Genomic DNA, 23,930 nt, shown 5'->3' with positions numbered 1-23,930 from the left:
CCGAGCGCAAGCCCGGCGCTGCAGCCTGCAGCAGCGGTGGCTGCTCTTTCCTGCAGCCTGAAGCTTGTGGCTTGCAGCTGCTCCAGCTACCGGAGGGACCATGAGCTACGTTATAGACCGACGCCTGAACGGCAAGAACAAGAGCACGGTCAACCGCCAGCGCTTTCTGCGGCGGTACCGCGAACACATCAAGAAAGCCGTCGAAGAGGCGGTGAGCCGCCGTTCCATCATGGACATGGAACATGGCGAGCAGATCAGCATTCCGGGGCGCGACATCGACGAACCGGTGCTGCACCATGGCCGCGGCGGCAAGCAGACCATCGTGCACCCGGGCAACAAGGAATTCACCGCCGGCGAACACATCCCCAGGCCACAAGGAGGCGGGGGTGGTAGCGGGCGTGGCAAGGCCGGCAATTCCGGCGAGGGCATGGACGACTTCGTCTTCCAGATCACCCAGGAAGAGTTTCTCGAATTCATGTTCGAGGACCTCGAACTGCCCAACCTGGTCAAACGCCACCTGACCGGTGCCGACACCTTCAAGACCGTGCGCGCCGGCATCGCCAACGAAGGCAACCCGTCGCGCATCAATATCGTGCGCACCCTGCGCTCGGCCCATGCCCGGCGTATCGCCCTCACCGGCAGCAGCCGTGCCCTGCTGCGCGAGGCGCAGAAGGAACTTGCCCGCCTGAAGATCGAAGAGCCGGACAACTTCAGCGATATCCAGGAAGTCGAACAGGAAATCGAACGCCTGAAGGCACGGATCAACCGCCTGCCCTTCCTCGACACCTTCGACCTCAAGTACAACCTGCTGGTCAAGCAGCCCAACCCCAGCTCCAAGGCGGTCATGTTCTGCCTGATGGACGTGTCCGGGTCGATGACCCAGGCCACCAAGGACATTGCCAAACGCTTCTTCATTCTCCTGTACCTGTTCCTCAAGCGTAACTACGACCGCATCGAAGTGGTATTCATCCGCCACCACACCAGCGCTCGTGAAGTCGACGAGGAAGAATTCTTCTATTCGCGGGAAACCGGCGGCACCATCGTTTCCAGCGCGCTCAAGCTGATGCAGGAAATCATGGCCGAGCGCTACCCGGCCAGCGACTGGAACATCTACGCCGCCCAGGCCTCGGACGGCGACAACTGGAACGATGACTCGCCGATCTGCCGCGAGATCCTGTCCAAGCAGATCATGCCGCATGTGCAGTACTACACTTACGTCGAGATCACCCCACGTGAGCACCAGGCGCTGTGGTACGAATACGAGCGCATCGGCGAAGCCTTCCCCGACACGTTCGCCCAGCAGCAGTTGGTATCGGCCGGCGACATCTACCCGGTCTTCCGTGAACTCTTCCAGCGCAGGTTAGCCACATGACCGCCAGAGCACAGAGACGCCAACCCATTTCCACCGGGTCCGAGTGGACGTTCGAACTGATCCAGACCTACGACCGGGAAATCAGCCGCCTGGCCGAGCGTTACGCCCTGGACACCTACCCCAACCAGATCGAGGTGATTACCGCCGAGCAGATGATGGACGCCTATGCCTCGGTCGGCATGCCACTGGGCTATCACCACTGGTCCTATGGCAAACAGTTCCTCAGCACGGAAAAGTCCTACAGCCGGGGCCAGATGGGCCTGGCCTACGAAATCGTGATCAACTCCGACCCGTGCATCGCCTACCTGATGGAAGAGAACACCATGTGCATGCAGGCACTGGTGATCGCCCATGCCTGCTACGGCCATAACAGTTTCTTCAAGGGCAACTACCTGTTCCGCACCTGGACCGACGCCAGCTCCATCATCGACTACCTGGTGTTCGCCAAGCAGTACATCGCCCAGTGCGAGGAACGCCACGGCATCGATGCCGTGGAGGACCTGATCGACTCCTGCCATGCGCTGATGAACTATGGCGTCGACCGCTACAAGCGCCCTTACCCGATTTCCGCCGAAGAGGAACGGCGCCGGCAGAAAGAACGCGAGGAGCACCTGCAACGGCAGATCAACGACCTGTGGCGGACCATCCCGAAAAGCGCTGACAAGGGCAACGAACGCGATGATGCGCGCTTCCCCGCCGAACCACAGGAAAACATCCTGTATTTCATCGAGAAGAACGCCCCGCTACTGGAGCCGTGGCAGCGTGAAGTGGTGCGCATCGTGCGCAAGATTGCCCAGTACTTCTACCCACAGCGCCAGACTCAGGTGATGAATGAAGGCTGGGCGACGTTCTGGCATTACACCTTGATGAACGACCTGTACGACGAGGGCCTGATCACCGAAGGCTTCATGATGGAGTTCCTGCAGTCGCACACCAGCGTGGTGTTCCAGCCTGGCTTCGACAGCCCCTACTATAACGGCATCAACCCGTACGCACTGGGCTTTGCGATGTACACCGACATCCGCCGCATGTGCGAAAACCCGACCGAAGAAGATCGCCGCTGGTTCCCCGACATTGCCGGCAGCGACTGGCTTTCTACCATCAAGTTCGCCATGAGCAGCTTCAAGGACGAGAGCTTCATCCTGCAGTACCTGTCACCCAAGGTGATGCGTGACCTCAAGCTGTTCAGCATTCTCGATGATGACCAGCGCGACGACCTGCTGGTGCCCGCCATTCATGACGAGGCCGGCTACCGGATCATTCGCGAGCAACTGGCGGCGCAGTACAACCTGGGCAACCGCGAACCGAACGTGCAGATCTGGAGCGTCGATCGCCGCGGCGACCGCTCGCTGACCCTGCGCCACCAACAACACAACCGTAAACCGCTGGGCGATTCCACCGATGAAGTGCTCAAGCACCTGCATCGCCTGTGGGGCTTCGACATCCACCTGGAGACCGTGCAGGGCGACCAGGTGATGAAGACCCACCACATGCCACCGCGCGGCGAGCACGGCGAAAACGCCGACTACGGGCGCATGGACCTGGCCGTCATCCACCACCTCTGATGCAACGCCATGGCTGTCGACAGGTTATCCTGTCGGCAGTTATGGAGAGTTGCACATGCACATCTACAAAGTCGGCGGCGCCGTGCGCGACCGCCTGCTCGGCCGCCCGGTCAGCGATATCGACTGGCTGGTGGTCGGCGCCACCGTCGAGGAAATGCACGCCAAGGGCTTTCGGCCGGTCGGCGCCGACTTCCCGGTGTTCCTGCACCCGACCACCGGCGAGGAATACGCCCTCGCACGCACCGAGCGCAAGAGCGGGCGTGGCTACGGTGGCTTCACCTTCCACGCCAGCCCCGAAGTGACGCTGGAAGAAGACCTTATACGCCGCGACCTGACCATCAATGCGATGGCCGAGGACGAAGCGGGCGTCTTGTACGACCCCTATCACGGTAAGAACGATCTTGATCAACGCTTGTTACGCCACGTTTCCCCGGCATTTGCCGAAGATCCTTTGCGTGTGCTGCGCGTTGCGCGCTTCGCTGCCCGTTATGCACCGCTGGGTTTCCGGGTGGCCGAGGAAACCTTGGAGCTGATGCGCCAGATCAGTGCTTCCGGCGAGCTGCAGGCGCTGACTGCCGAACGCAGCTGGAAGGAAATCGAGCTGGCGCTGATGGAAGCGCAGCCGCAGGTGTTCTTCCAGGTCCTGCAGGCCTGTGGCGCCCTGGCGGAGCTGCTGCCCGAGCTGGGAGAGCATACCCAGGCAATGCTGGCGCTGGAGCAGGCTGCACTGCATGAGCAGGCCCTGCACGTACGCTGGGCCTGCCTGCTGCACGGGCTGGCTCCCGCTTCGATCAAAGCCGTCAACCAGCGCTTCAAGGCGCCGCGGGAATGCCAGGAGCTGGCGTTGCTGACCGGGGAGTGCCTGGCGCAAGGCAACCAGGCGCTGGCGTTGCCAGCGACGGCGTTGCTGGAGCTGTTACAGAAGTTCGATGTGTACCGGCGGCCGCAGCGGTTCGAGGACTTCCTGATCGCTTGCCAGATGATCGCACTGGGCGAGGGCAAAGTAGGTTATCCACAGGCCGATTACCTGCGAGGGGCAGCAGTGGCAGCGCGGGCGGTGGATGTGAAACCGCTGGTGCAGGCCGGGCTGACTGGGCAGGCACTGGGCGAAGCGCTCAAAGCTGAGCGGTTAAAAGCGCTTGAGACTTACCAGCTCGGCTGATCTCACCGGCCTCATCACGGGCACGCCCGCTCCCACAGAACAGTGCTTTACCTGTGGGAGCGGGCGTGCCCGCGAAAGGGCCGGTACAGGCTCAAGCCGGCGTCAGCTGCAACCCACGCCACTCGAAGGCAACAGGTGCCAGTACCTGGTCAATCCGCGCTTCCTGCCACAACTGCGCCATGCTCTTGCCCACCCCCGGATGCACCAGGTCGGGCGCCAGCAACGCCAGCGGCCACAGCACGAAGGCATTCTTCAGAATCTCGGCACGGGGCAGCACCAGCCCATCGAACGTGCCCAACAAATCGTCATACATCAGCACATCGATATCCAGCGGCAGCCCCTTGCGGTCTGGCGCATAGCGGCCGTTGTCGGCCTCGATGAACTTCAACCGGCGGTCCAGCTCGATCAACGGCAGCGCCGTCTGCCCAGTCACCACGAAGTTGATGAACGGCCCGCTCTTGATACCCACCGCCTGGCTTTCGAACGCCGGCGAACAACGCATGTCGGTCAGGATGCCGGCCAGTGCATCGAGCCCGGCACACAGGTGCGCCTCGCGATCGATGTTGCTGCCAAGGCCCAGGTACACCGTGCTCAGAGACATCCGCGCTCGATCTCCACGCCAACACCACCACGGGCCGCAGGCACCGCACCCGGCTTGGTCAGCTTCAACCGCACCCATGGGATGTGGAACTCCTCCATCAGCGTTGCCACCAGGCGCTCGGCAAAGGTTTCCACCAGTTCGAAACGGGCCTGCTCGGCAAACGCCTGGATACGCGCCGACACACTGGCGTAATCCAGCGCCAGGCTCAGGTCGTCACCGGCCGCAGCCGGGCGGTTGTCCCAGGCGAAGCTCAGGTCCAGGCGCAAGCACTGGCGAATATCCCGCTCCCAGTCATAGGCACCGATGACGGTATCGACTTCCAGGCCTTCGATGAACACTCTGTCCAAGCACTTCTCTCCACAGCACGACAAGGGCGACTGGCGCCGTTAGAATCAGGGCGTCCTCGCCCGGAATAGTTAGCATGTTTTGGTTACTGGCGCTGCTCGCCTACCTGCTCGGCTCGCTGTCCTTCGCCATCGTCCTAAGCCGCCTTGCGGGCAGCCCGGACCCGCGTTCCAGCGGTTCAGGCAATGCTGGCGCCACCAACATGCTACGCCTGGCAGGCCGCAAGCTGGCGATCCTGACCCTGCTTGGCGACCTGTGCAAGGGCCTGTTGCCGGTATGGCTCGCCCGCCTTGCCGGGCTGGACCTGCACGCGCAGGCCTGGGTTGGCGTGTGCGCGGTGCTGGGCCATCTGTTTCCGCTGTACTTCCGCTTCCGCGGCGGCAAGGGCGTGGCAACTGCCGCCGGCATGCTCATGGCCCTGTACTTCCCGGCCGCACTGCTGGCCATCGGCGCCTGGCTGCTGACCTTCTACCTTACCCGCACCAGTTCGCTGGCGGCGCTGATCGCCACGCCGCTGACCTTGCCCCTGCTCGCCTGGCGCGAACCAGAGGCGCTGCTGCCGATCAGCGTGCTCACGCTGATGATCGTCTGGCGCCACCGCAACAACCTGCGCGACCTGTTCGCCGGGCGGGAACGGCATTTCTAGCCATCAGACCGGCGGCAACTGCTCCATCGGCCAGCGTGCCTGCACGCTGATGGCCAGGTCCTGCTGCTGCCCGGCCAACAACCGCTGGCAGCCAGCGTAGGCGATCATCGCGCCGTTGTCGGTGCAGAACTGCGGGCGCGCGTAGTACACGTTGCCCTTGATGCTGGCGAGCATGTCTTCGAGGGACGCCCGCAAGGCCTTGTTGGCGCTGACGCCACCGGCGATGACCAGGCGCTTGAGGCCGGTCTGCTTCAGCGCCCGTTTGCACTTGATGGTCAGAGTCTCCACCACCGCCTGCTGGAACGCCAGGGACAGGTCGCAACGGGTTTGTTCGTTGTCGTCACCAGCATCGCGGCACTGCTGCCAGGTGTTCAGGGCGAAGGTTTTCAGGCCGCTGAAGCTGAACTCCAGGCCCGGGCGGTCGGTCATCGGCCGCGGGAAGACGAAGCGCCCCGGCACACCGCGCTCGGCCAGGCGAGCGATTTCCGGGCCACCGGGGTAGTTCAGGCCGATCAGCTTGGCGGTCTTGTCGAACGCTTCGCCAGCGGCGTCGTCCAGGCTCTCGCCCAACAGCTCGTACTGGCCGATGCCGTCGACGCGCACCAGCTGGGTGTGGCCACCCGAAACCAACAAGGCGACGAACGGAAACTCCGGCGGGTTCTGCTCCAGCATCGGTGCCAGCAGGTGGCCTTCCATATGGTGCACGCCAATCGCCGGGATATCCCAGGCAAAGGCCAGTGCCTGCGCACAGGACGCGCCCACCAGCAAGGCACCGACCAGGCCAGGGCCGGCGGTGTAGGCGATGGCGTCGATCTCGGTGGCGACGCAGCCGGCCTCGTCCAGCACCTGGCGGATGAGCGGCAGCATGCGCTTGACGTGGTCACGCGAGGCAAGCTCGGGCACCACACCGCCAAACACACGGTGCAGGTCGATCTGGCTGAACAGTGCGTCGGCCAACAAACCACGCTCGCTGTCATATAATGCGACGCCAGTTTCGTCGCAGGATGTTTCCAATCCCAGTACTAGCATGGGCTCGTCCCTTGTGGGGGCTGAATTCGAAGCCGCGCATGATAGTCCTCGTGTCGGATGCCGACCAGCGGTTTTCGATCAGAGGCTTTGCATTCCGGCTTGCTAAGGGTTAACATCCGCAACCCTTGAAAACCGACGTTCTCCAGCACACCTTTGTTTTGCCAGGAGCACGTCTACCCCGGTAATGAATTAAGGTAGCCCTGGATGCCAGCCGTCAAAGTTAAAGAGAACGAACCCTTCGACGTAGCTCTGCGTCGTTTCAAGCGCTCCTGCGAAAAAGCCGGTGTACTGGCTGAAGTTCGTAGCCGCGAGTTTTACGAGAAGCCGACCGCCGAGCGTAAGCGCAAAGCAGCTGCTGCTGTTAAGCGTCACGCCAAGAAAGTTCAGCGCGAACAGCGCCGCGCCGTTCGTCTGTACTAATACAGGCGTTCTACGCAAAGCTTCTGCCCTGCCCGGCTAACCGCCGGGCGATGGCAGTGGTCGCTTCAAACTAGAGCAGCTAGCTCAAGGCCCTGCACAAGCTTCTTGCGAACTGCACATGGGCAACCTGCCTGAAACGTCAGAGCTGGTCCTTCTTGTTGTATGACCAGACGTGCACGTCCGACTGACGGGCCCCACCGGGCTGGCGACGAGCACATTTTCCCTCGTACTTCTCCAAGCGGCACCCGCCCCATTCGGCGTGTGAGCGATTAGACTTGCCAGTTGCCAGATGACGAGACTGCCATGGCCGGGCTGATTCCCCAGAGTTTCATTGACGACCTGATCAACCGCCTCGACATCGTCGACGTGGTGAGTTCGCGCGTCCAGCTGAAAAAGACCGGCAAGAACTACTCCGCCTGCTGCCCGTTCCACAAGGAAAAGACCCCTTCCTTCACGGTCAGCCCCGACAAGCAGTTCTACTACTGCTTCGGCTGCGGTGCCGGTGGCAACGCCCTGGGCTTCGTCATGGACCACGACAACCTGGACTTCCCCCAGGCGGTCGAGGAGCTGGCCCGCGCCGCTGGCATGGAAGTACCCCGCGAGCAAGGTCGCCGCGAGCACAAACCGCGCCAGCCCACCGATTCGCCGCTGTACCCGTTGCTGGACGCCGCTTCGGAGTTCTACCGCCAGGCCCTGCGCAGCCACCCGACCCGCAAGGCGGCGGTGGATTACCTCAAGGGCCGCGGCCTGTCCGGGGAAATCGCCCGCGACTTCGGCCTGGGCTTCGCCCCGCCAGGCTGGGACAACCTGCTCAAGCACCTGGGTGCCGACAGCCTGCAGCAGAAGGTGATGATCGACGCCGGCCTGCTGATCGAGAACGCCGAAAGCGGCAAGCGCTACGACCGCTTCCGCGACCGGGTGATGTTCCCGATCCGTGACAGCCGTGGGCGCATCATCGCCTTCGGTGGCCGGGTGCTCGGCGACGACAAGCCAAAGTACCTGAACTCCCCGGAAACCCCGGTGTTCCACAAGGGCCAGGAACTGTACGGCCTGTACGAGGCACGCAAGCACAACCGCAACCTCGACGAGATCATCGTCGTCGAGGGCTACATGGACGTCATCGCCCTGGCCCAGCAGGGCTTGCGCAACGCCGTGGCCACCCTTGGCACCGCCACCAGCGAAGAGCACCTCAAGCGCCTGTTCCGCGTGGTGCCCAGCGTGCTGTTCTGCTTCGACGGTGACCAGGCCGGGCGCAAGGCCGCCTGGCGCGCCCTGGAGTCGACCCTGCCGAACCTGCAGGACGGCCGCCGTGCGCGCTTCCTGTTCCTGCCCGAAGGCGAAGACCCGGACAGCCTGGTGCGCGCCGAAGGCACCGATGCCTTCATGGCCCGCATCAACCAGCACGCCCAGCCGCTGGCCGACTACTTCTTCGAGCAACTGGGCGTGGAAGCCGACCCGCGCTCGCTGGAAGGCAAGGCGCACATGGCGACCCTGGCAGCACCGCTGATCGAAAAGATCCCCGGCGCCAACCTGCGCCAGCTGATGCGCAACCGCCTGCGCGAAATTACCGGCCTCGACCCGCAGCAGGTCGAGCAACTGGCGCAACACGCCCCGGCCCCCGGCAACGTGCCGGACTACGACCCTGGCTACGATTACGACGCCATGGCCAGCTACACCCCCGACTACGGCGACATGCCGCAGCACGACTACGCCCCTGCCCAGCAGGAACAGGCGTGGAAGCCGAACAAGGGCGCCGGCAAGAAGCAATGGGGCGACAAGCCCTGGGACAAGAACCGCAAGGGCAGCAAACCCTGGCAACAACGTGACGAAGCGCCACCGCGCGTGCCGGCCCCGGTCGAACCGCCAACCCTGGCCGCCCTGCGCACGCTGCTGCACCACCCGCTGCTGGCCGGCAAGGTGGAAGATGCCAGCCATTTTGCCGACGAAGAACACCTGTACAGCCAGCTGCTGGTGGCCCTGATCGAAGCCGCGCAGAAAAATCCTGGGCTAAGCTCAATGCAGTTGATCGCACGTTGGCACGGCACCGAACAGGGCCGCCTGCTACGGGCGCTGGCGGAAAAGGAATGGCTGATCGTGGCCGACAACCTTGAACAACAGTTTTTCGACACTATAACTAGCTTGTCCGCCCGCCAACGCGAGCGCAGCCTGGAACAACTGCTCAGGAAATCACGTCAAAGCGAATTGACCAGCGAGGAGAAATCCCAGCTCCTCGCCCTGCTGAGCCGGAATGTTCCCGCACAAACGCCGACCTCATCTGGCGCGTGAGGCCCATGCTCGGGTATAATCCTCGGCTTGTTTTTTGCCCGCCAAGACCTTCAGTGGATAGGGTGTTATGTCCGGAAAAGCGCAACAGCAGTCTCGTATCAAAGAGTTGATCACCCGCGGTCGTGAGCAGGGCTACCTGACTTACGCGGAGGTCAACGACCACCTGCCTGAGGATATTTCAGATCCGGAACAGGTGGAAGACATCATCCGCATGATCAACGACATGGGGATCAACGTATTCGAGAGTGCTCCGGATGCGGATGCCCTTCTGTTGGCGGAAGCCGACACCGACGAAGCTGCGGCCGAAGAAGCCGCTGCTGCGTTGGCGGCAGTTGAAACCGATATCGGCCGCACGACCGACCCGGTGCGCATGTACATGCGCGAAATGGGTACCGTCGAGCTGCTGACCCGCGAAGGCGAGATCGAAATCGCCAAGCGTATCGAGGAAGGCATCCGTGAAGTCATGGGCGCCATCGCCCACTTCCCGGGCACTGTCGACTACATTCTCGGCGAATATGACCGTGTCACCAGCGAAGGTGGCCGGCTGTCCGACGTTCTCAGCGGTTACATCGACCCTGACGACAACATCGCTGCACCGACCGAGGAAGTGCCGATCCCGGGCGCCAAGGCCGCGACCGCGAAGGAAGAGTCCGACGACGACGAGGAAGAATCCGAAAGCGGTGACGACGAGGAAGAGGCCGAGAGCGGCCCGGACCCGGAAGTCGCCCGCCAGCGTTTCGGTGCCGTCGCCGATCAGCTGCAGGCCACCAACAAGGTCCTGAAGAAAAACGGTCGCGCCCACAAGGAAAGCATCGAGGCCCTGCAGGCCCTGGCCGACCTGTTCATGCCGATCAAGCTGGTACCCAAGCAGTTCGAGGTACTGGTAGAGCGTGTGCGTGACGCCCTGAACCGTCTGCGCCAGCAAGAACGCGCCATCATGCAGCTGTGCGTACGTGATGCGCGCATGCCGCGCGCCGACTTCCTGCGCATGTTCCCGGGCAACGAAACCGACCAGACCTGGAGCGGTGACCTGGCCAAGCGCAACACCAAGTGGGCTGCCGCCCTGGGTGAAAAGGACGCTGCCATTGTCGCTTGCCAGCAGAAGCTGATCGACCTTGAGAACGAAAGCGGCCTGACCGTTGCCGAGATCAAGGAAATCAACCGTCGCATGTCGATCGGTGAAGCCAAGGCCCGCCGCGCCAAGAAAGAAATGGTCGAGGCGAACCTGCGTCTGGTGATTTCCATCGCCAAGAAGTACACCAACCGTGGCCTGCAGTTCCTCGACCTGATCCAGGAAGGCAACATCGGCTTGATGAAAGCGGTGGACAAGTTCGAATACCGTCGCGGCTACAAGTTCTCGACCTATGCCACCTGGTGGATCCGTCAGGCGATTACCCGTTCGATCGCCGACCAGGCACGCACCATCCGTATTCCGGTGCACATGATCGAGACGATCAACAAGCTCAACCGTATTTCCCGCCAGATGCTGCAGGAAATGGGTCGCGAACCGACCCCGGAAGAACTTGGCGAGCGCATGGAAATGCCTGAGGACAAGATCCGCAAGGTACTGAAGATCGCCAAAGAGCCGATCTCCATGGAAACCCCGATCGGTGACGACGAAGATTCGCACCTGGGCGACTTCATCGAGGACTCGACCATGCAGTCCCCGATCGATGTGGCCACGGTCGAAAGCCTCAAGGAAGCCACCCGCGACGTGCTCTCCGGCCTCACCGCGCGTGAAGCCAAGGTACTGCGCATGCGCTTCGGTATCGACATGAACACCGACCATACGCTCGAAGAGGTAGGCAAGCAGTTCGACGTGACCCGTGAGCGGATCCGTCAGATCGAAGCGAAGGCGTTGCGCAAACTGCGCCACCCGACTCGCAGCGAGCACCTGCGCTCCTTCCTCGACGAGTGATGACAAACCCCGGCCCAGGCCGGGGTTTTTCTTTCCGCCCTGTGCAACCTGCCACTCCCGCATGGATCGTGCAGGCCTGCACGAAAGACTCCACCTTCCACCCAACACCAGCAGCAATGCCCGTCTACACTCGACTTCAGTCCCCCCTGAAAGCGAGGCCGCTATGTCCCTGTTGCCGGCCATCCTGTTGATGTTCCTGCTTTTGTGGAACACAGCGGCCGGCGCCCTGACCCTGACAGATGAGGAAAAAGCCTGGTTGGCTGCCCATCCGCAGTTGAGCCTGGGTGTAGACGCCTCTTGGCCACCGTTCGAGTTTCGCGACCAGGAGGGCCGGTACCAGGGATTGGCCGCCGATTACATCGCCACCATCCAGCAACGCCTGGAGGTGACGCTCAAACCGGTCGAACCGCGCAGTTGGACCGAAGTGTTGGCGATGGCGCGGGAAAACCGCATCGACCTGCTGCCCGGCATCATGTCCACCCCCGAGCGCCAAGGCTACCTGGCCTTCACCCGCCCGTACCTCGATTTCCCCATCGTCATCCTCGCCCATAAAGGCGCTGCACAGCCGCGCAACCTCGACGAGCTGTACGGCCTGAAGGTTGCCGTGGTGGAGAACTACGCCCCGCACGAATTACTGCGCACGCACCACCCAGACCTCAACCTGGTGGCCTTGCCCAATGTCAGCTCCACGCTGCAGGCCCTGGCCACCGACCAGGTAGACGCCGTGGTCGGCGACCTCGCCTCGAGTATCTGGAGCTTGCGCCAGCTGAAGCTCGATGGCCTCTACGTCAGCGGCGAGACCCCTTACCGCTACCAACTGGCCATGGGTGTGCCGCGTGACAAGAAGATACTGGTCGGGATTCTGGACAAGGTGATTGCCGACATGAGCAGCGGCGAAGTCAGCCAGATCCAGCAACGCTGGGTGGGCAATGTGGTCGACCAACGGATGTTCTGGTCCGACTTGCTGACTTACGGCCTGCCGGCGGTACTGCTGCTGATGGTGGTGCTGGCGGTGGTCATCCGCATCAACCGCCGCCTCAGCTCAGAAATTTCCCGGCGCATCGCCCTCGAACAGGAGCTGCGCAGCAGCGAATACCGCTACCGCAGCCTGGTCGAGAGCCTTTCCGCCATTGCCTGGGAAGCCGACGCCAACGACTTCATCTACAGTTACGTTTCGCCACACGCCGAGGACCTGCTGGGCTATCCACTCAGCGAATGGCTCAAGCCCGGCTTCTGGCGCAGCATCCTGCACCCGGATGACGCCCTCTGGGCCCAGGCCTATTGCGACAGCGAAACGGCGGCTGGGCGTGATCACAGCCTGGATTATCGGGTGATCCGCGCCGATGGCCAGCCGCTGTGGGTGCGCAACATCGTCAGCATGATTGAGTACGGCCACAAACCGGTGATGCGCGGGCTGATGATCGACATCAGCGAGACCAAGCGCACCGAGAACGCCCTGCGCCTGTCGGAACAGAAGTTCGCCTCGGTGTTCCAGCAGTGCCCGGACATCCTGCTGATCGCCCGCCACAGCGACGGCTGCCTGCTGGAGGTGAACGAAGCCTTCGAAGAGCAGATCGGCTTGACCCCGGACCAGGTCATCGGCCGTACGGCCACCGACCTGAACCTGTGGGGCGTCGAAGGTACCGGCCCGCGCCTGCTCGAACGTCTGCACCAGGGCGGTATCCGTAACCTGGAGATGAGCTTCCGACGCAGCAACGGCCAACTGTTCACCGGCCTGACCTCGGCGGAAACCTTCGAGCTCGACGGCACCCCAGCACTGGTGGTGGCCGTGCGCGACATCAGCCAGCTCAAGGAAACCCAGGAACAGCTGCAAACCTCGGAAGAAAAATTCGCCAAGGCTTTCCACGCCTCCCCCGACGGCCTGCTGCTGTCGCGCCAGACCGACGGCTTGCTGCTTGAAGTGAACGAGGGCTTCTGTCGCCTCACCGGCTACGACCTCAACCCGACCCTCGACCAGACCTCGCTGGACCTGGGCATCTGGGTCGACCTCAACGAGCGCAAGCGCCTGGTCGAGCAGCTCAACCGCGACGGTTTCGTGCGTGACTTCATCTGCCACATTCGCCGCAGCGACGGGCAGATCCGCCTTTGCGAACTGTCCGCCCGGCCCCTGCCGATTGCCGGCGTAGACTGCATGCTGACCATCGCCCGCGATATCACCGAGCGCCACCTGATGCAGGAAAAGCTGCAACTGGCTGCCACCGTGTTCGAGAACACTGCCGAAGGGGTGCTGATCACCGACATCGACCAGCGCATCAGTGCGGTCAACCGCGCCTTCACCGAAATCACCGGCTACAGCGAGATTGAAGCACTCGGCCAGACCCCGCGCCTGCTCGCCTCCGGCCAGCACGACAGCGCCTTCTATGCAGCCATGTGGCACCAGCTGACCGACGAAGGCCACTGGCAAGGCGAGATCTACAACAAACGCAAGAACGGCGAGCTGTACCCCGGCTGGCTGACCATCAGCGCCGTGCGCAACAGCGAGCGCGAAATCACCCACTTCGTCGCGGTGTTTGCCGACATCTCCAGCCTCAAGCACGCCCAGGCCAAGCTGGACTACCAGGCTCACCACGACCCGCTCACCGGGCTGCCAAACCGCACCCTGTTCGAAAGCCGCCTGCAGGCCGTACTCACCAGTGAACAGGAGTCCAACCGCCAGGGCGCGGTATTGTTCCTCGACCTCGACCGCTTCAAGCACATCAACGACAGCCTCGGTCACCCGGTCGGCGACCTGCTGCTCAAGGGCATCGCCCAACGCCTGAAGGAGCAGGTACGCGACGTCGACACCGTGGCCCGCCTGGGCGGTGACGAATTCATCATCCTGCTGCCGGGCCTGCACAAACCCAGCGACGCCAGCACCATCGCCAACAAGCTGCTGGCCTGTTTCAACGCGCCGTTCCAGGCCGGCGAACATGAGTTCTTCACCAGCGCCAGCATCGGCATCAGCCTTTATCCACAGGACGGCACCGACGTTTCCACATTGATTCGCAACGCCGACGCGGCGATGTACCGTTCCAAGGCCAAAGGCCGCAACCGCGTCGAAGCCTATACCCTCGACCTCACTGCCCAAGCCAGTGAACGCATTGCCCTGGAGCACGAGCTGCGCCGCGCCATCGAACGTAATGAAATGAGCCTGTGCTTCCAGCCCAAGCTCAGCCTCAGGACCCAGAGCCTGGTGGGTGCCGAAGCATTGATCCGCTGGAGCCACCCGACCTTTGGTGAAGTGCCGCCGGAACATTTCATCCACCTGGCGGAAGAAAACGGCACCATTCTCCAGCTTGGCGACTGGGTACTGGAGCAGGCCTGCCGCCAGATACAGGCCTGGAAGCAGCACTACGAACCCTTCGGCCCGCTGTCGATCAACCTCGCCGGCGCGCAGCTGCGCCACCCGCACCTGGCCCGGCGTATCGAACAGTTGCTCAGGCAATACCAGCTGCAAGCTGGCGACCTGCAGTTGGAAATCACCGAAAACTTCATCATGAGCCAGGCAGAAGAAGCCCTGGCCGTGCTGTACCAATTGAAGAAGCTGGGCGTGCAACTGGCCATAGACGACTTCGGCACCGGGTATTCCTCCCTGAGCTATCTCAAACGCCTGCCGCTGGACATTCTCAAGATCGACAAGTCGTTCATCCGCGGCCTGCCCGATGACCCGCACGATGCAGCCATCGCCCGGGCAATCATCGCCCTGGGCCGCAGCATGCAGCTGACCATCATTGCCGAAGGCGTGGAAAACCAGGCCCAGCAGCGTTTTCTGGCAACTGAAGGGTGCGAACAGATCCAGGGCTACATCGTCAGCCTGCCGCTGCCACCGGAGGAGTTTGCGGCAGGGTTCCTTCGCATAGCACTATCGGATCTTTCAGATGGCACAGGTGCGAAACCCTCGTTATAATCCGGCCACTTACTGAGGGCCTATAGCTCAGTCGGTTAGAGCAGAGGACTCATAATCCTTTGGTCCACGGTTCGAGTCCGTGTGGGCCCACCAACCTTGAAGCCGCGTACTACGCGGCTTTCGGCTTTTTGGGTTTGTGGTAGCCGGATCAGTCCTATGGTCCGAAGGTACAAATTAGGTACAGTGCGGCTTCGCTTGCACGCCTTTGGAGTCCTTCAGATGGCCACAATCGTCAAAACCCCTGCCGGCACTTGGAAGGCCGTCATCCGTAAGACCGGATGGCCGACCAACGCCAAAACCTTCCGCACCAAACGCGACGCCGAGGATTGGTCGCGGCGCACCGAAGATGAAATGGTGCGGGGTGTCTATATCCAGCGCAGCGGGTCCGAGCGACTGACACTCGAAAATGCGCTGCAGCGATATCTGCGCGAAGTTAGCCCTACCAAGAAGCCCACCACGCAGAAGGCCGAGGCGACCAAGGCTCAGCAGCTGATCCAGCACCTGGGAAAGTATTCGCTTGCAGCTCTGTCATCCGAGGTGATCGCCAACTATCGCGATACACGTCTGGGCTCGCTGACCAACCGCGGCCAACCCACGAGTAATAACACTGTGCGGCTGGAGCTTGCCCTGCTCAGCCACCTGTTCACAGTCGCAATTCAGGAGTGGGGACTTGGCCTCACCTTTAACCCCGTGCTCAACATTCGAAAACCGAGCCCCGGTGAAGGTCGTAACAGGCGCCTGATGGCTGATGAGGAAAAGCGCCTTATGGCCGCTGTGGGCAAGCACAGCAATCCAATGCTGGGCTGGATCGTCCAGATAGCCTTGGCAACGGGTATGCGAGCATCAGAGATCGCAGGCCTGCGGCGATCACAGGTGGATGTCCAAAAACGGATCGTCCGGCTGTCGGATACAAAAAATGATAGTGCTCGCACGGTTCCGTTGACGAAGCTCGCTACCGAGGTTTTCCGCGTCGCCTTGGCGAATCCCGTGCGGCCAATTGACTGCGATCTGGTTTTTTTCGGTGAGCCCGGGCGTGATGGAAAGCGTCGCCCCTATGCGTTCACCAAGATCTGGGCCGTCATCAAGAAAAAGGCTGGCGTGCCGGACTTCCGTTTTCACGATCTGCGGCACGAAGCCGTGAGTAGACTGGTTGAGGGCGGCCTTTCAGATCAAGAAGTCTCGGCAATCAGCGGGCATAAATCGATGCAGATGCTCAAGCGTTACACTCATCTGCGGGCTGAAGAGTTAGTTCACAAGCTAGACAAACTAGGAACTAAATAACCTCCACTTCGTTTTCCTATTGTTTTCTTTCTGTTGCCACACTGTTGTCAACGTGTTTTCAAATTGTTTTCCGAGTTGTTTTCCAGAGGACCTAAACTCGAAATTGGTGACAGTAGCACTAGAAATCTGCATCTTTACTGTCACCAAAATATACTGATAGCTTCAGCCGTACTTACAACGAGACGTTAATCAACGTAAGCACGGAGAAGCCCATGACTGCAGAAGAATACCTCCTCGACCGATTTGGCCCGCTGATGAGTCTAGCCCAGGTAGCAAGCTTGCTCGGCAAGTCTCCAGCCGGGTTCAGAGTCGCCATGTACAACAATTCGGATCTGGCACAAAAGCTAAAGCCAACTGTAGTTCGCGTTGGGCGACGAGTGTTTTTCCGAACCATACAAGTTAACGATGTACTGGAGTTAGATGGTGCTCTGGGATGAGCATCAAAGCCTCAAACTGGGCATGGGATCAGCACCTTCCGCCATCGTCAAAAATTGTTTTAATGGCCTTGGCGGATGCCGCTGACGACCTAGGTGTTTGCTGGCCGAGAATCAGCATCATAGCGAGAAAATGCTGTACTTCGGAGCGAACTGTACAAAGGGTACTAAAGGAGCTCGAAGCAAAGAAATTCGTGACAGTGAGCAAGCAGTTCAGAAGTGATGGCGGACAGAGCTCGAATAGATACACGCTCGAAATTTTCACCCCCCTGACAAAATGTGACCCTCCCCCCGCCAGGAAGACACCGGCCACCGACCATAGTGTCTCTCCCTCGGTGCCACATATGTCACCGGGGGATGACAAGATGTTGTCACCCCATAAACCTACAGAGAATCCAAATAAAGAATCACTACAACAACTACCGAAGGGCAATCTACACGGCGACTCTGATCCCGTGAATTACAGCGAACATGGGGAAACCACCAAAAGTCAACTAATCTGGCCTCACATGCTCACCTCCCGTTCAGAGAAGAAGGTAATCATGGAAATGATGGAAAGTTTCGAACGCACGACAGCACAAACGCTGTTGGACGAGCTGCAAGGTGCACTGGCTACGCACAGCATCAAAACCAGCCCAAGCAGATGGATGAGGGGGATAATTAGTAAGTTCAGAAAAGGCACATTCGTAGCGAATGCAGGCTTAGCTGTGGCAGAAAAACGCAATCGACGAAGACTAGACATCAACACGCCCAAGCCAAATGATCAGTTGGATCAACCAACATCGACCATTTCAGATGCAGAAAAAAGAGCACGGTGGCAGCACATTAAACACGGAGTTACTTCAGGATCGAAAATCAGTTTTTAGATAAGCCATGCATCCAGATGCTCCGCGCTTCGCTTGGGCAATCCCTTCGGTTGCATCCCGCGTCCTATCCTTGCCGGACGGGCGGCAGGGGCAGGTCCGGCGGCTTCGCCTTGTTCCTCCCCCTGTCGCTAGGCTTGGTCGCTTACAGCTGCATCAAGGGTACGGCTACGCCCATCATCCTCACCCGTTCGGTGCTCGCCCTCCGGGCTGCGCTCCGCTGCGGCTTGCGGTGATGCCCTTGACCCAGCTTCCAGCTATTCGTGGCTGCTGGCTGAAACAAATTCGGTCAAGGTGAGCTTCCCGTCCACAAAAGCTTGAGTGCGTCGCTTTTCTTCAACGCTCAATACAAAGCCCTCGAGCCCGATTGAGGCGCAAGCATACTCGACAGCCTTCCGACGCCGCTCCCGCTCAGCACTCGTGATGATGATGCTCTCCGAAGTATTCACGGGCCTTCCCCTCGTGTCGGTGACTAAAGCAAGACAATTTCAGCGCTAAACAGATAAACGAGGGTCAAGGGCGTCACCGGAGGCCGCAGCCCGTGAAACGGGACCGGGCGAGGATGACGGCGAAGCGAACCCTTGACGCTGTGCACCTCCAATCCTATGTGCGGGGGCTGCTGGATGCCTTTCCCAGCGGCCCCTGCTACCGGCGAGGGCGGGAAGTCCAGAGGGGCAGAGCCCCTTTGGGTAAGCCCGCCAGGGCGCGCAGCATGCTCCACGGTACCAGTAGACCCTTAACTGCCGACCTTCCCTCCTCTCGCCCTACCCCAGTTCTTGCCCAGGTTCTGCATGACATGCTGCCGGTAGGCGGGATTCCAAACGCTGTTCCCTGCGATTACATGATTCAAACCTCTTGCAGTGGTCATCATGCCCGACTGCAGGTCACGGCGCGTTGACATCGGATTAACTGTATTGAAGACCGCCTTGGCTGGGTTTATCGCAGCCTGAGCCATCTGCCGCAATGTGATCGCACTGGACGACAAACCACCTGCAAGCTGGCCTCCTAAAGAGTAAGCCTGATAAACCATGTAGAGCACGATCCCGCTCAACGCGAGGATCTCCAGCATGTCGGTCGCTGGGCCGTTTCCAGCAGTGGGCTGCACATCTGCCAACATTACCGAAAAGAATTTCATCCCAAGCGTCAGCACTGACGTGACAGCAGCACACTGAATGACATAGGTCATCACCTGGGCGAACCATTGATCGAACCACTTGCTGGTCATCTGGCCGAAAAGCAGCATTGCAATGAACAACGGGCCGCACCCAAGCAAAAACGCTAAAAGTACCTTCGCTGTAATGATCATCGCTCCAGCGGGTAGCGTGATCAGGAATGTTGCAAAGAGCATCGTTCCAGCGATGACCCCGTCATAAAGAATCATGCCTATCTCGGTAATCCCACGCCTTCCTGCGCGCGCAATGAGATCGGAAAAGATATCCAAGCCGTCGGTCATAGCTCTATCAATCACCTGATAGACCGATGTCGCAGCTACACCGTCGCCGTTTGGCGAAAATGCATCTGCCAAGCCAGCCTCCAGGCCGCGAATCGCTTCCACCACCCAACCAAGGTACGTATCAGCATTGAGTGCCAGTGCGCCGATAAATACCCACTTCAGCATCAGCTTAAAGAGATGTGGAAGGGGATGTTCGATGAAACCACCGATCGACAAAAGGCCCAGGGTCATGAAAAATAGGCCACCGGCGACAACGAACAAGCCCGAGAAGTCATCAATGACACTATGGGCCATCAGCTGAACGTAGCTGTTCAACACCGCGTCGACTGAGCCACCTATCCATTCGTAGATATTAGACCCCATGGTCATTTCCCCTCCAGATTCAGCACGTCACGCTTCCGATAGCCGCGCTGATCAAGCTGCTGCTCATTCCTGGCTTGCTTGGCATTAACGCAGTTCGGCGTAAGAGCCAGAGTCCCGGCATGTCGCTCGCACTCCGATATATGGATATCCCTTTCCGAACTGTGGGCTTTGTACCAATCGACAGAATGGACCGGTTCATCCGCCCCGCAGCCCGTGAGCAGAAACAAAACAACAATTGAGAAACGAGAGGCTGTCATTTCCGGCCCTCCCGATTCTGATCCGCCCCATTCACTTCACGAGGCAGCACATGCTCCGCCTCCGTGCGGAACTCCCCAGCAAATTTCAGCGAATAGGCCAGCTCAGCAGCGTTGATAATCTGAAGTGCTGCAAGCGTTCTCAACGCGCTTTCCCTTGTCCCTGCCCAACTACCCGCGATGCGGGATTCGGACCTCGAAATCAATAGCGACGAACCCAGTGCACATGCGAACGAGATCAAAACGGCGAGCGTTGAGGAGATTGGCCCTGTTGCTCGGGGCGGCACTATCTGCAACCAATCGGCAAGCGCCAGTACAAAAGGCATGATCGCGGCCGACGCAGCCAGGAGATCGCTCTGGATCAACTCAGGTGCACGTCGTGACACCTCTTTCAAAGCCCCGAACCGGCCGATGCAAATCCAGAATCGTCGTAAGGAAGTGAGGATGAAGAAGCACACGACCAAGGGGAGGATATGAGCGTACGAGATCATTTCAGTTGCCTCCCAGGTTCAGCACTTCGCGATTCTTGTAGCCCCTTTTGTCGAGCACCTGGGCATTCAATTCCCGTTGTCGCTGCTCTTGGATCTTGCCCTCAGCCTCAGCGACCATTTGGAACATTTGCAATTTGGTCTGCTCGTTCTGGATCATCGCTTGCTCTGCCGCGATGCGACCTTGCAGCTCTGCGATCCCTTTGGGATCTTGCGTTTGATTGATCTGCCCCATGAGCTGATCAATCTGACGCAGTCGGGCTTCGGCCTGGTCATAGGCCTCCAGAGCCAACGCTTTATCCTGTGACGGCTTCACCGCCTGTGCTCGGCAAGCATCGCGCTGCTGATCCTGAACCAGGCTTTCGCAGGCATCGAACACCTTGTTGTCCGAATAGATCGAACCAGCACGGCTATTCAGGCCTGAATAGCCGCCACGCTTCACTGCGTCATACACAGCCTGCCAATCTTGGGGCAGATACTCTCGCAGCTGCGGATCATCAAATACTCGACCGAGCCCACGCGACCCCGTGAGTGCGCCGTACTGCTGCTTCATCTGATCAATCTGAGATGCCATCTGCTGAACCTGTTGGGCCCAGCGAGTCGTGTTAGATGCAAACTCTGCAACAGTCAGGGGGGAATCCGTCACTTGGGTAGTGACGGTTACAGGGATTTGCGCATATCCCTGTTGCGAGCCGAGCATCAACGCGAGTGTTGTCCCGAAACTAAACGGTCGGACGCCTTTAAAGGCGAGACGTTTGAACAGCCCCATAGTCACCTCTCCATTGGACATGGTGAACACTGGGCCGTCTGTCCGGCCTGTCGATCTGTTTAGGAATCGCACCCAGCACGGTTGCACCGTTCTTGGGGTGACTATGCGCCAGTCTTACCCGGTGTAGGCCCCGTCTTTTAAGGGCCGCGCCCATAATGCGCAAAGCATCAGCGAGGCGGTTGCAGCGCTCGTTTAATTAACCAAAATATTATACATCGGCAAAATTAATTATCCCATTGTGGCTTTATCTCTTGGCGTGCCGTACATCCAATTTCTTCGTCATGACGAAACTCTTATCTTTAAGGAGGGCTACTGCAGGATAGGCAAAGCGCCGTAACTCTGTCATACAGCCATACGGTTCACGCACAGAAAAAGAATTTCGTCATGACGAAAAAACCGACACCTGTTGACGAGGTGAGAGCTACCGCAGGATAGGCTAACCGCCGGTAAACTGTGCGCACACAGTTTGCAAGGGTCCCCCTTGCGCTTCGCATTGCAGCGTTTGAAAGATCGTTATGCAGAAGGCTAGGAGCTATGAACGTCCACCTGGGCGCAGAGCTACAAGCGCGCTGGGTGGCCTATTGCGACGGCCTAGGTAAAACACCTGGGGGCGCGCTCAAAGAGGCTATTGAGCATCAGCTAGCCAAAGCAGATGCAAATCCCCAACCGAAAACCTACCGACAAGCAGAGACAATCAAGGAGCCGAAGGAGCGCTTCAAAATCCTGCTGACCGCCTCAGAAAAAGCAGCCGTCAAAGAACGCGCCTAGGTTGAACGCTGTTCTATGCGGCGCTGGGTTGTCGATACCATCCGCACCGGGCTTACCCACGAACCGCAGTGCGGCATGTCCGAAATCGACGCCGTAGGCGAGTCCAACGATCAGTTACTCGCCCTGGGCCGGCCTTAACCAGATCGACTGGCGCTTGAGTGAAGGTCATTACGAGCCGATCGCCGTGGAGCGGATCGAGGCGCTCACCCGCCTGATCGACAAGCACTCGGATGTGGTCAGTAATTCTATTCGGGCCAGTCTAGAAAGGTGGAAACTAGATTAAGCTGAACACTACTCAAATCCTCTGAGCGATCGGTGGAAAGGTATCGTTTAACGTGACGGTAAGGGTACTCGCACCCAGCCCGAGCTTCCACTTTTCTCCTTCAACTGCCAACTTCCGCAATATGATAGCTAATGACAAGTTACTTCAGCCATAGCAGCGCCTGGCAATCAGTGCGCCTAGTGCTTGAATTAAACTATGGACAGACTGACTACTGAACATCGAAGCTGGCTTATGTCAAGAGTCAAAAGTAAAGACACACAGCCAGAGATGATTGTGCGCCGCTTGTTATTTAGCCTCGGCTATCGATATCGCTTACACATAAAAGACCTGCCAGGAAGCCCTGACATCGTGCTGCGCAGCCGTCGAAAAATAATATTTATCCACGGCTGCTTTTGGCATGGGCACAATTGTAAGTACGGCCGACCACCTAAAACAAAATTAGAATTCTGGAAGGATAAAATAGAAAAAAATCGTATCCGAGATAGTCAAAACCTCAAAAAACTAGACGAGCTTGATTGGAAATGCTTAGACATTTGGCAATGTGAAACAAGGAATCTTCAAACCCTTTCGGAAATTGTGAAAAATTTCTTATCTCCACAATAATCTCAGACCCCATCAACCTCCTCAGCAAGCTGGAGCTTACTCCCTGAACCCTTGCCCATAAAATTCCTAATATTTTTCAAAAGAGTTTCTGCAATTATAGGCGACACACTATTTCCTATCATGCGACAGCTATGCCATACGGTGGCATGAAAAACAAAATCATCAGGGAAACCTTGTAATCTCGCGGCCTCCCGAGGAGTGATAACTCTATGCTCTACGGGGTGTAGCGGTCTAACCGCCTGATACGACCCACGGTCACTTCCGGTACCAGCCCTGAGCGTTGGGCAGAGCCCGTCCCAAGAGAGCCGCTTATACTTTCCAACTGGATCGACACCACCTTGTGGCACTAAAGAAAAGCGACGCAGCGTTTCGGGACGATGCTCTGTTAGCTGATGGGCAGTGAACCCCTCACTCTTTGATTTCATTTTTTTGGCATATGCAGAGATATCACTCTCCGCCCCATAACGCCAAAAATCTTGGCCGGCCAAAACAGCACCACCGAGATCCCAAATGGCATCTTTTACAGAAACACGCGGAGCATCACATTTAATGATGTCCTCTAATTTTGGAACAACCATTTTTCGCTTGTCAAAACCAAATACGAAAACTCGCCGTCGCTTAGTCGGCGCTCCAAAATCTGACGCATCAAGAATTATAGGGCCGATGATCTCCCACTTTCCCTTGAGAGATGCTATAGCTGTGTCCAGCTCCTGCCTATTATTGGGGAAAATCAGGCCTGGAACATTTTCCATCAAGAAAAAGGCTGGTTTTACATCAGAAACAATCCTAAAAAACTCAGCCAAAAGCGCACGTCGCGGATCGTCTGGAGAGCCTTTACCCATCCCGCTGAAGCCTTGGCAGGGTGGACCACCAATCACACCGTCCACTCCCGACGGCAGTAAGGCCTTCAGTTTCGCTTTAGTAAGGCTGGTTACATCAGCATTCAGAAACGGAGTATCAGGAAAATTCACTCCAAACGAGCTGGATAAAATCGGGTCGATATCGACTGCCAGCTCCGTAGTAAAGCCAGCATTTTTGGAACCGAGTGTCAGTCCCCCACAACCGCTGAAAAGGTCTAGTAACGTCGGCATAAGAATCCCACTTTAAATGCCCGGCACTA

Annotated in this window: 23 protein-coding genes and 1 tRNA gene; 15 read left to right on the top strand and 9 right to left on the bottom strand. The window is 59.1% G+C overall.

What is annotated here, in order from left to right; all coding sequences use genetic code 11:
- Nucleotides 1-100 precede the first annotated feature (100 nt).
- The 3 genes from HU763_RS01920 to HU763_RS01910 are packed head-to-tail and all read left to right on the top strand — an operon-like array spanning nucleotide 101 to nucleotide 4,099.
- Nucleotides 101-1,372, top strand: a complete 1,272-nt coding sequence (locus tag HU763_RS01920; protein WP_186690151.1) for a YeaH/YhbH family protein — start codon at nucleotides 101-103, stop codon at nucleotides 1,370-1,372.
- Nucleotides 1,369-2,937, top strand: a complete 1,569-nt coding sequence (locus HU763_RS01915) for a SpoVR family protein (protein ID WP_170027946.1) — start codon at nucleotides 1,369-1,371, stop codon at nucleotides 2,935-2,937. Before HU763_RS01920 ends, HU763_RS01915 begins: the two co-directional genes overlap by 4 nt.
- Before the next feature lie 55 nt (nucleotides 2,938-2,992).
- Nucleotides 2,993-4,099 carry a multifunctional CCA addition/repair protein gene (locus HU763_RS01910; RefSeq protein WP_186690153.1) on the top strand — a complete coding sequence of 369 codons (1,107 nt, stop codon included), beginning with the start codon at nucleotides 2,993-2,995 and terminating at the stop codon, nucleotides 4,097-4,099.
- Nucleotides 4,100-4,190: 91 nt separating this feature from the next.
- Here HU763_RS01910 and folK read toward each other — a convergent pair whose 3' ends face one another.
- Both folK and folB read right to left on the bottom strand, forming a co-directional pair.
- The gene (gene folK, locus HU763_RS01905) at nucleotides 4,191-4,700 is read right to left on the bottom strand and encodes a 2-amino-4-hydroxy-6-hydroxymethyldihydropteridine diphosphokinase (protein WP_186690155.1); all 510 of its coding nucleotides are present in this window, start codon (nucleotides 4,698-4,700) and stop codon (nucleotides 4,191-4,193) included.
- Nucleotides 4,691-5,047, bottom strand: coding sequence for a dihydroneopterin aldolase (gene folB, locus HU763_RS01900; protein ID WP_019471281.1), 357 nt, complete (start codon nucleotides 5,045-5,047; stop codon nucleotides 4,691-4,693). Before folB ends, folK begins: the two co-directional genes overlap by 10 nt.
- A 74-nt stretch (nucleotides 5,048-5,121) precedes the next feature.
- Here folB and plsY point away from each other — a divergent pair, with 74 nt between their 5' ends.
- Complete coding sequence (gene plsY, locus HU763_RS01895) at nucleotides 5,122-5,691, top strand: glycerol-3-phosphate 1-O-acyltransferase PlsY (RefSeq protein WP_170027943.1); 570 nt, start codon at nucleotides 5,122-5,124, stop codon at nucleotides 5,689-5,691.
- Between the two features lie 3 nt (nucleotides 5,692-5,694).
- On the opposite strand, the gene tsaD is transcribed toward plsY, so the two are convergent.
- A complete protein-coding gene (tsaD, locus tag HU763_RS01890) occupies nucleotides 5,695-6,720 on the bottom strand; it encodes a tRNA (adenosine(37)-N6)-threonylcarbamoyltransferase complex transferase subunit TsaD (RefSeq protein WP_170027942.1) in 1,026 nt (341 codons plus the stop codon).
- A 204-nt stretch (nucleotides 6,721-6,924) separates the two neighbouring features.
- Between tsaD and rpsU the strand changes: the two genes are divergently transcribed.
- The 8 genes from rpsU (at nucleotide 6,925) to HU763_RS01850 (ending at nucleotide 17,832) form a co-directional block, all read left to right on the top strand.
- Nucleotides 6,925-7,140 carry a 30S ribosomal protein S21 gene (gene rpsU / locus HU763_RS01885; protein ID WP_003255575.1) on the top strand — a complete coding sequence of 72 codons (216 nt, stop codon included), beginning with the start codon at nucleotides 6,925-6,927 and terminating at the stop codon, nucleotides 7,138-7,140.
- A 303-nt stretch (nucleotides 7,141-7,443) separates the two neighbouring features.
- Nucleotides 7,444-9,426: a DNA primase gene (gene dnaG / locus HU763_RS01880; RefSeq protein ID WP_186690157.1), complete on the top strand. Its 1,983-nt coding sequence runs from the start codon at nucleotides 7,444-7,446 to the stop codon at nucleotides 9,424-9,426.
- A gap of 67 nt (nucleotides 9,427-9,493) precedes the next feature.
- Nucleotides 9,494-11,344 (top strand): RNA polymerase sigma factor RpoD, encoded by a 1,851-nt coding sequence (gene rpoD, locus HU763_RS01875; protein ID WP_170027940.1) that lies wholly within the window; start codon nucleotides 9,494-9,496, stop codon nucleotides 11,342-11,344.
- A 163-nt stretch (nucleotides 11,345-11,507) separates the two neighbouring features.
- Nucleotides 11,508-15,251 (top strand): EAL domain-containing protein, encoded by a 3,744-nt coding sequence (locus HU763_RS01870; protein WP_186690159.1) that lies wholly within the window; start codon nucleotides 11,508-11,510, stop codon nucleotides 15,249-15,251.
- A gap of 16 nt (nucleotides 15,252-15,267) precedes the next feature.
- A tRNA-Ile gene (locus tag HU763_RS01865) sits at nucleotides 15,268-15,344 on the top strand.
- Between the two features lie 126 nt (nucleotides 15,345-15,470).
- Nucleotides 15,471-16,532, top strand: coding sequence for a site-specific integrase (locus HU763_RS01860; protein ID WP_186690161.1), 1,062 nt, complete (start codon nucleotides 15,471-15,473; stop codon nucleotides 16,530-16,532).
- Between the two features lie 212 nt (nucleotides 16,533-16,744).
- On the top strand, nucleotides 16,745-16,969 hold the full coding sequence (locus HU763_RS01855; protein WP_186690163.1) for a DNA-binding protein: 225 nt from the start codon (nucleotides 16,745-16,747) through the stop codon (nucleotides 16,967-16,969).
- Nucleotides 16,966-17,832 carry a helix-turn-helix domain-containing protein gene (locus tag HU763_RS01850; RefSeq protein WP_186690166.1) on the top strand — a complete coding sequence of 289 codons (867 nt, stop codon included), beginning with the start codon at nucleotides 16,966-16,968 and terminating at the stop codon, nucleotides 17,830-17,832. The genes HU763_RS01855 and HU763_RS01850 overlap by 4 nt, the downstream gene beginning before the upstream one ends.
- Before the next feature lie 254 nt (nucleotides 17,833-18,086).
- Here the strand turns inward: HU763_RS01850 and HU763_RS01845 are convergent, their stop codons facing one another.
- From HU763_RS01845 to virB5, 5 genes are all read right to left on the bottom strand, one after another.
- Nucleotides 18,087-18,278 carry an antitoxin VbhA family protein gene (locus HU763_RS01845; protein ID WP_186690168.1) on the bottom strand — a complete coding sequence of 64 codons (192 nt, stop codon included), beginning with the start codon at nucleotides 18,276-18,278 and terminating at the stop codon, nucleotides 18,087-18,089.
- Between the two features lie 287 nt (nucleotides 18,279-18,565).
- Nucleotides 18,566-19,651, bottom strand: coding sequence for a TrbL/VirB6 family protein (locus tag HU763_RS01840; RefSeq protein ID WP_225931916.1), 1,086 nt, complete (start codon nucleotides 19,649-19,651; stop codon nucleotides 18,566-18,568).
- Nucleotides 19,648-19,902: an EexN family lipoprotein gene (locus HU763_RS01835; RefSeq protein ID WP_186690170.1), complete on the bottom strand. Its 255-nt coding sequence runs from the start codon at nucleotides 19,900-19,902 to the stop codon at nucleotides 19,648-19,650. The genes HU763_RS01840 and HU763_RS01835 overlap by 4 nt, the downstream gene beginning before the upstream one ends.
- Nucleotides 19,899-20,390, bottom strand: a complete 492-nt coding sequence (locus HU763_RS01830) for a hypothetical protein (protein ID WP_186690172.1) — start codon at nucleotides 20,388-20,390, stop codon at nucleotides 19,899-19,901. Before HU763_RS01830 ends, HU763_RS01835 begins: the two co-directional genes overlap by 4 nt.
- Before the next feature lies 1 nt (nucleotide 20,391).
- Entirely contained in the window at nucleotides 20,392-21,177 is a 786-nt protein-coding gene (gene virB5 / locus HU763_RS01825) for a P-type DNA transfer protein VirB5 (protein WP_225931915.1), read from the bottom strand.
- A 513-nt stretch (nucleotides 21,178-21,690) separates the two neighbouring features.
- On the opposite strand from virB5, the gene HU763_RS24645 reads away from it, so the two are divergent.
- The 3 genes from HU763_RS24645 to HU763_RS01815 all read left to right on the top strand — a co-directional run bounded on the left by HU763_RS24645 (nucleotide 21,691) and on the right by HU763_RS01815 (nucleotide 22,810).
- Nucleotides 21,691-21,924 carry a hypothetical protein gene (locus HU763_RS24645; protein WP_225931914.1) on the top strand — a complete coding sequence of 78 codons (234 nt, stop codon included), beginning with the start codon at nucleotides 21,691-21,693 and terminating at the stop codon, nucleotides 21,922-21,924.
- Between the two features lie 15 nt (nucleotides 21,925-21,939).
- On the top strand, nucleotides 21,940-22,062 hold the full coding sequence (locus HU763_RS24845) for a hypothetical protein (protein WP_264081900.1): 123 nt from the start codon (nucleotides 21,940-21,942) through the stop codon (nucleotides 22,060-22,062).
- Between the two features lie 340 nt (nucleotides 22,063-22,402).
- Entirely contained in the window at nucleotides 22,403-22,810 is a 408-nt protein-coding gene (locus tag HU763_RS01815) for a very short patch repair endonuclease (RefSeq protein WP_186690174.1), read from the top strand.
- A gap of 2 nt (nucleotides 22,811-22,812) precedes the next feature.
- Here HU763_RS01815 and HU763_RS01810 read toward each other — a convergent pair whose 3' ends face one another.
- Nucleotides 22,813-23,901 (bottom strand): DNA cytosine methyltransferase, encoded by a 1,089-nt coding sequence (locus HU763_RS01810; RefSeq protein ID WP_186690176.1) that lies wholly within the window; start codon nucleotides 23,899-23,901, stop codon nucleotides 22,813-22,815.
- Between the last annotated feature and the right edge of the window lie 29 nt (nucleotides 23,902-23,930).

The organism is Pseudomonas anuradhapurensis (genome assembly GCF_014269225.2).
GTDB lineage: Bacteria > Pseudomonadota > Gammaproteobacteria > Pseudomonadales > Pseudomonadaceae > Aquipseudomonas > Aquipseudomonas anuradhapurensis.
Note: the sequence above shows the minus strand (reverse complement) of the source record. Positions and strands in the feature narration are given on the sequence as shown.

Excerpts from the sequence above, each read along its gene's own strand:
- HU763_RS01920 (WP_186690151.1), top strand. The coding sequence starts at position 101 with ATGAGCTACGTTATAGACCGACGCCTGAACGGCAAGAACAAGAGCACG.
- HU763_RS01915 (WP_170027946.1), top strand. The coding sequence starts at position 1,369 with ATGACCGCCAGAGCACAGAGACGCCAACCCATTTCCACCGGGTCCGAG.
- HU763_RS01910 (WP_186690153.1), top strand. The coding sequence starts at position 2,993 with ATGCACATCTACAAAGTCGGCGGCGCCGTGCGCGACCGCCTGCTCGGC.
- folK (WP_186690155.1), bottom strand. The coding sequence starts at position 4,700 with ATGTCTCTGAGCACGGTGTACCTGGGCCTTGGCAGCAACATCGATCGC.
- plsY (WP_170027943.1), top strand. The coding sequence starts at position 5,122 with ATGTTTTGGTTACTGGCGCTGCTCGCCTACCTGCTCGGCTCGCTGTCC.
- tsaD (WP_170027942.1), bottom strand. The coding sequence starts at position 6,720 with ATGCTAGTACTGGGATTGGAAACATCCTGCGACGAAACTGGCGTCGCA.
- rpsU (WP_003255575.1), top strand. The coding sequence starts at position 6,925 with ATGCCAGCCGTCAAAGTTAAAGAGAACGAACCCTTCGACGTAGCTCTG.
- dnaG (WP_186690157.1), top strand. The coding sequence starts at position 7,444 with ATGGCCGGGCTGATTCCCCAGAGTTTCATTGACGACCTGATCAACCGC.
- rpoD (WP_170027940.1), top strand. The coding sequence starts at position 9,494 with ATGTCCGGAAAAGCGCAACAGCAGTCTCGTATCAAAGAGTTGATCACC.
- HU763_RS01870 (WP_186690159.1), top strand. The coding sequence starts at position 11,508 with ATGTCCCTGTTGCCGGCCATCCTGTTGATGTTCCTGCTTTTGTGGAAC.
- HU763_RS01860 (WP_186690161.1), top strand. The coding sequence starts at position 15,471 with ATGGCCACAATCGTCAAAACCCCTGCCGGCACTTGGAAGGCCGTCATC.
- HU763_RS01855 (WP_186690163.1), top strand. The coding sequence starts at position 16,745 with ATGACTGCAGAAGAATACCTCCTCGACCGATTTGGCCCGCTGATGAGT.
- HU763_RS01850 (WP_186690166.1), top strand. The coding sequence starts at position 16,966 with ATGAGCATCAAAGCCTCAAACTGGGCATGGGATCAGCACCTTCCGCCA.
- HU763_RS01840 (WP_225931916.1), bottom strand. The coding sequence starts at position 19,651 with ATGACCATGGGGTCTAATATCTACGAATGGATAGGTGGCTCAGTCGAC.
- HU763_RS01835 (WP_186690170.1), bottom strand. The coding sequence starts at position 19,902 with ATGACAGCCTCTCGTTTCTCAATTGTTGTTTTGTTTCTGCTCACGGGC.
- HU763_RS01830 (WP_186690172.1), bottom strand. The coding sequence starts at position 20,390 with ATGATCTCGTACGCTCATATCCTCCCCTTGGTCGTGTGCTTCTTCATC.
- virB5 (WP_225931915.1), bottom strand. The coding sequence starts at position 21,177 with ATGTCCAATGGAGAGGTGACTATGGGGCTGTTCAAACGTCTCGCCTTT.
- HU763_RS24645 (WP_225931914.1), top strand. The coding sequence starts at position 21,691 with ATGAACGTCCACCTGGGCGCAGAGCTACAAGCGCGCTGGGTGGCCTAT.
- HU763_RS24845 (WP_264081900.1), top strand. The coding sequence starts at position 21,940 with ATGCGGCGCTGGGTTGTCGATACCATCCGCACCGGGCTTACCCACGAA.
- HU763_RS01815 (WP_186690174.1), top strand. The coding sequence starts at position 22,403 with ATGGACAGACTGACTACTGAACATCGAAGCTGGCTTATGTCAAGAGTC.
- HU763_RS01810 (WP_186690176.1), bottom strand. The coding sequence starts at position 23,901 with ATGCCGACGTTACTAGACCTTTTCAGCGGTTGTGGGGGACTGACACTC.